Source organism: Alteromonas sp. ABH4_457, assembly GCF_056160625.1.
The window spans coordinates 1-5,319 of record NZ_JBSWXN010000012.1 but is presented as its reverse complement, the minus strand read 5'-3'; the positions used below and the strand labels follow the sequence as shown (position 1 = coordinate 5,319).

Sequence of the window (5,319 nt, the reverse complement as noted above, 5' to 3'; positions counted from 1 at the left end):
GGTCTCCCCATGTGAGAGTAGCACACCGTCAGGCTCCCAATTACGAAGAAGCCCGCTCATCTGAGCGGGCTTTTTTCGTTTCTGTTCTCTGCCCGGAATCTTTTCCGAGCTTCAACGAATCCTGTTTATCCTTCTTTTTCAATTGGAGAGTTTGGATCAGATCATAACGTTGATTGGACTGAAATCTGCGTTCAACTACAACTTACCCTGTACCTTCCGTCAGGTTACTTTACATATAAATTGTCTGTTATTTATTGTTTTGATGAATGCTTGGTACTTTATTATTAGTTTTGAATGCCACTAGTCTCTTAAAAATTAAATCATTCAGTGTAAAGTATTAGTAAATTCTAATCACCTGAAGAGCAATATTATCTCTTTGTCAAATATGTTTACAATTTAAACAAAGTAACAGTCATCCCCGATTCAACATACTGAAATACAAGACTAAAGTTTAATTCTTGATCCTGGCGCGATTTCTGCTATCAGGTCATCAGACGATAAATGGTTTTGGGTCGTCTATAAAACTATTAACCTTCGAAGGGATTACATTATGAATTCATGGATTAAAAAAATCAGTGTTGTTTGTGCTGGTGTTCTTTGTCTGGCAGGCCAGGCAAACGCGCACCTTGTTGCTTTTGGTTGGAAAGATTTGGGTAATGGAACTATCCGTATGTACGGTCAGCATTGGCATGGCAATCAGTCCAGCGCCTATTCTGACAATGGAGGGGTGAGAATCGGTACATGGGATGCCTCGGCATCTACTCAAAATACTGCTAGCTGGCAGCTGTTTAACTGGACAGGCGTGATGAATGATGTCGGTGGAAATACTGCATCAAATGACGCTTTGGTAGCTTCAGGTGTATTAGATGGCTGGGCCGCGGATGTAGGTCACTGGAGTGATTCAGATTTTGAGAATGATTGGTTCTACACCGATCCACTCGTATTGGGTAACGGTAACTGGGGTCTGTTCACAGGTACCTCTTGCTGTGTAGATACAATGACTGCTGCTCAGTTGTTTACTATTACCGGTATTTCCAGCGTTCCAATTGGTACAGGTCCGGGTTCTGCTACAAGTGTTCCTGCACCTGCTACATTAGGTATGTTTGCTCTGTCTCTTGTTGCTCTACGTCGCTTTCGTCGTTCGTAAGTAACTTAGTTTAATCACAAACACCATACCTCATTAAAGCCGCACTTTCGTGCGGCTTTTCACATTGCCTTGTTGGCTAATTCTTTTACCTCATTTCCGGCTGAGTGATACACTTGCCTCTAAATATTTTCTTACTAGTAAAACATGAAAGCCAAAGCCTTCTTCCTCGACCGTGATGGCGTTATCAATATTGATCACGGCTATATTTCCACGCCGGATTCATTTGATTTTGTTCCGGGAGTTTTCGATGCCTGCCGCACCATCAGAAAAAATGGATATGAAATCATCGTCGTTACAAATCAGTCCGGTATTGCGCGGGGCTATTACGACGAAACAGCGTTTATGTTATTAACTACATGGATGCTCGGTGAATTTGAGAAGAAAGGGATCAATATTAAAGCCGTAAAATATTGCCCGCACCATAGTAAACATGGGGAAGGGAAATATTTGCTAGATTGCTCATGCAGAAAACCCGAACCGGGTATGCTGCTTGAGGCCGCGGATCAATTTGATATCTCACTCAGTGAAAGCGTCATGGTAGGGGATAAACTGTCTGATATTGAAGCAGGACGCAGAGCGGGAATTTCTCAGTTGTACAAAATAGGCAAAGATGATGAGAACAAAGAAGGTGATTACGTTACCTGCAATAATTTATACGACGTGGTTACCCATTTTTTTAATCATACCGGTAAATAAAAAAAACAGATAACGATATAAAATAGTCCACCTTTGCAAAACCAATAGTTAGTGACCCTCTTTACGCGCTGCGATGCTTTTATTCTCTGGTCAGTTCGCCTACCATTGCGGCAAAGAGAAAAAGTATTATTAGACTGTGCCCACACTAACATCACACCACACTTTCCACCTCCCGGCCAATTGCAAAGCAGTTTGCCATTTTACAACGCCGGATGAGTTTCTCCTGAACTGGCGGGAGTCTGCCTGTAGCTATCTTTTGGGCGGAGGCAGCAACACGCTGTTTTTATCCGATTTTGACGGCACGGTATTTATCAATGGCATGCGCGGGATAGAGGTCCAAACCCCGGAAGATGCTTACAGGCTGCGCGTTGCCGGCGGTGAGAACTGGCATAACCTTGTTACTCACTGTTTAGATAATGGTTGGTACGGTTTAGAAAATCTGGCACTGATCCCCGGGTCTGCAGGTGCAGCTCCAATACAGAACATCGGGGCTTATGGTCTCGAGGTCGGCAGATATATCGAGTCTGTTGAGTATATTGATATCACCACCGGTGAACAGCACACGTTATCCAACGATGAATGTGAATTTGGATATCGCGACAGTGTGTTTAAACGCCGTTTGTCGGGAAACGTACTGATCACCTACGTTAATTTTCGTCTGCCGGTAGATAACGAGCTGATTGTGTCTTATGGAGAGCTTGCAACACTGAATGACCCGACACCGGAAAGTATCTATAACAAAGTGATTGAAGTGAGAAAGGCAAAGCTGCCTGATCCTGATCTGTTGGGCAATGCCGGTAGTTTCTTTAAAAACCCTGTCATTACCGCGGCCCGTTACGAAAAAATTAAAGATACATACCGAGAAGTCCCGGGGTTTGCAGCCGGGAGCGGTAAAAAGGTGCCGGCAGCCTGGTTAATCGATCAATGTGGATTCAAAGGTCGCGAAACGGGTGGTGTGCGATGCCACCCCACGCAACCTTTGGTGCTGACCAATACCGGAAACGCTTCCGGTGAGGACGTGATCAAGATGGCGGGTGATATTATTAATGCCGTAAATGAAAAATTTGATATTCAGCTGGAGCCGGAAGTCAGGCTTGTGGGCAAATCCGGAGTAATTACGTTATGAAGCAGGCCTCGAAAATTATACGACAGCACATTTTGTCTGTACTGGCTGACGGACAATTTCATTCCGGGGAAATTATTGCTCAGCAGGTAGGGCTTTCAAGAACCGCTGTGGCAGGTCATATTTCGCAGCTTGCTGACTGGGGCCTGGATGTATTTAAAGTAAAAGGTAAAGGTTACAGATTGAATCAGGGCTTTCCTCTGCTCAGCACAGAGCAAATCAAAAAACACCTGGCAAGACCTGGGTTGTCGACCATACAGGTAGAGCCGGTACTGGCGTCCACCAATACAGAAATGAAAAAACGTATTGCAACAGCACGGCACGATTTAGCTGATGGTGACGTAATACTTGCCGAAGTTCAAACAGACGGTAAGGGCCGTCATGGTCGTAAATGGACTGCGCCGGTGGGAGGCAGTCTGACTATGTCTATGTATTGGTCTTTTCCGGATGGATATCAAAGCATGGCCGGTTTGTCTCTTCTCGTTGGGGTGGCCATCTGCGAAGCGTTAAGAAAATTCAAAATTGAAGATGCTCAGCTTAAGTGGCCGAATGATATTTATCTGAATGGCCGTAAACTGGCCGGTGTTCTCATTGAAGTTGAGGGCCAGATCGGCGCTACTGCGCACAGTGTCATTGGTATTGGCCTGAACGTGAATGTACCCGACACCCAGTATGATGTAGGTCAACCTCACAGTGATTTAACCGGCTACTTAGGTGAAGTGCCCGACCGCAACAGGCTTGCTGCTGCTGTTATCGAATCACTACGGGAGCTGTTGCCTGAGTTTACTCAGCGGGGCTTCGGCAAGTTTGTACCTTACTGGGAATCTCTGGATTTATTTGCAGACAAGAAAATTGTTTTGCAAATGGGCGACAAGCGTTTCTCCGGTATTGACCGTGGTGTGGATCAGAGCGGGGCGCTGCTGGTAGAAACTGAAGACGGTATTACCCGCTTCCATGGCGGTGAGGTAAGCCTTCGTGGTATCTGATACCGCCGTTCTGTTGGTTGATGCCGGCAACAGCAGAATAAAGTCTGTTGCTCTTGCTGATGTTAAAGATTCAGAGCCTCTTGTTCATACAGATGCAGATGCATTTATTCTTTGGCTGTCGGATACACATTTCTCCCATATTTTTTTATCTAATGTGGGTAAAAAAGACATTTCAGAAAAAATTATTCATTTCTGTGACACAGAAAATAGAGTCATTCAGGAAATTTTTACCGAAAAAGAAAATTTTGGGGTACGCAACAGCTATCAAGATGTCACAAAAATGGGTGTCGACCGGTGGCTGGCGATGGTCGCTGCACAGGAAATGACCGGAAAAATGTTTTGTGTGATCGACATGGGTACTGCAATTACCTGTGATTTTGTTGAAGATGGTCAACATTTAGGCGGTTGGATAAGTCCCGGTTTTCATCTTATGCGTGATGCTCTGGTTAAAAATACAGCAAGAGTCACCTCAGACAACTCAATACCGCAAAATTTAGCACCGGGCTCTTCTACTGAAATGTGCGTTGCACAGGGCTGTCATGCAGCACTAAATGGTGTTTATTTAAGCGTGATTGATTATTTGCTAAGCAAACGATCCGATTTTGCTGTAATTATCGGCGGTGGAGATAAAAATATGCTTGCAATAAATCATTCCACTGATACTATCCGTTCCGCGAATTTGGTGGTGCAAGGTCTTGCCCGCTACGCAAGAAGTCAGCTTTTTGCGTAACATTTTTCGTTTAATTTGAAAGAGTAAAACGCTCTGACAAAAAAACGAAAAAAAATAAAAAAGACACTTGCACGGAGTAATAACTTACTCTAGAATGCGCACCCACTTGATGAGGAGCCGACTTAGCTCAGTTGGTAGAGCAACTGACTTGTAATCAGTAGGTCGCCAGTTCGATTCCGGCAGTCGGCACCATTCATCAAACTCTGGAGGGGTACCCAAGCGGTCAACGGGAGCAGACTGTAAATCTGCCGGCTCAGCCTTCGCAGGTTCGAATCCTGCCCCCTCCACCACTTTTTCATTGAGGTGGCCAGAGAATTAGGAACGCGGGCATCGTATAATGGCTATTACCTCAGCCTTCCAAGCTGATGATGCGGGTTCGATTCCCGCTGCCCGCTCCAATTTCCGTGCTGATATAGCTCAGTTGGTAGAGCGCACCCTTGGTAAGGGTGAGGTCGGCAGTTCAAATCTGCCTATCAGCACCATTTCTCCCCAGCTCATGTTTAAATTAATTGTTTTTTATTTTTAACGTAACTTTGCTGGGATACTAGAAAAATGGCAAAAGAAAAGTTTGAACGTACGAAACCCCACGTAAACGTGGGTACAATCGGCCACGTTGACCACGGTAAAACCACTCTGA

The 5,319-nt window shown here is 44.9% G+C and carries 6 protein-coding genes and 4 tRNA genes; all 10 read left to right on the top strand.

Going from position 1 to position 5,319, the window contains the following annotated elements:
• Positions 1-550: 550 nt before the first annotated feature.
• Positions 551-1,147, top strand: a complete 597-nt coding sequence (locus tag ACXAGR_RS23715) for a PEP-CTERM sorting domain-containing protein (protein WP_474852910.1) — start codon at positions 551-553, stop codon at positions 1,145-1,147.
• 144 nt (positions 1,148-1,291) lie between these two features.
• Complete coding sequence (gene gmhB, locus ACXAGR_RS23710) at positions 1,292-1,843, top strand: D-glycero-beta-D-manno-heptose 1,7-bisphosphate 7-phosphatase (RefSeq protein WP_474852908.1); 552 nt, start codon at positions 1,292-1,294, stop codon at positions 1,841-1,843.
• Between the two features lie 136 nt (positions 1,844-1,979).
• Positions 1,980-2,969, top strand: a complete 990-nt coding sequence (murB, locus tag ACXAGR_RS23705) for a UDP-N-acetylmuramate dehydrogenase (RefSeq protein WP_474852907.1) — start codon at positions 1,980-1,982, stop codon at positions 2,967-2,969.
• On the top strand, positions 2,966-3,952 hold the full coding sequence (gene birA / locus ACXAGR_RS23700; RefSeq protein ID WP_474852905.1) for a bifunctional biotin--[acetyl-CoA-carboxylase] ligase/biotin operon repressor BirA: 987 nt from the start codon (positions 2,966-2,968) through the stop codon (positions 3,950-3,952). Before murB ends, birA begins: the two co-directional genes overlap by 4 nt.
• Positions 3,942-4,682 carry a type III pantothenate kinase gene (locus tag ACXAGR_RS23695; protein WP_474852903.1) on the top strand — a complete coding sequence of 247 codons (741 nt, stop codon included), beginning with the start codon at positions 3,942-3,944 and terminating at the stop codon, positions 4,680-4,682. Before birA ends, ACXAGR_RS23695 begins: the two co-directional genes overlap by 11 nt.
• 116 nt (positions 4,683-4,798) lie before the next feature.
• A tRNA-Thr gene (locus ACXAGR_RS23690) sits at positions 4,799-4,874 on the top strand.
• 13 nt (positions 4,875-4,887) lie between these two features.
• Positions 4,888-4,972: transfer RNA gene (locus tag ACXAGR_RS23685), tRNA-Tyr, on the top strand.
• Positions 4,973-5,005: 33 nt separating this feature from the next.
• A tRNA-Gly gene (locus tag ACXAGR_RS23680) sits at positions 5,006-5,080 on the top strand.
• Between the two features lie 8 nt (positions 5,081-5,088).
• Positions 5,089-5,164: transfer RNA gene (locus ACXAGR_RS23675), tRNA-Thr, on the top strand.
• A gap of 70 nt (positions 5,165-5,234) precedes the next feature.
• A partial coding sequence (locus ACXAGR_RS23670) for a GTP-binding protein (protein ID WP_043003843.1) occupies positions 5,235-5,319 on the top strand: 85 nt, incomplete at its 3' end.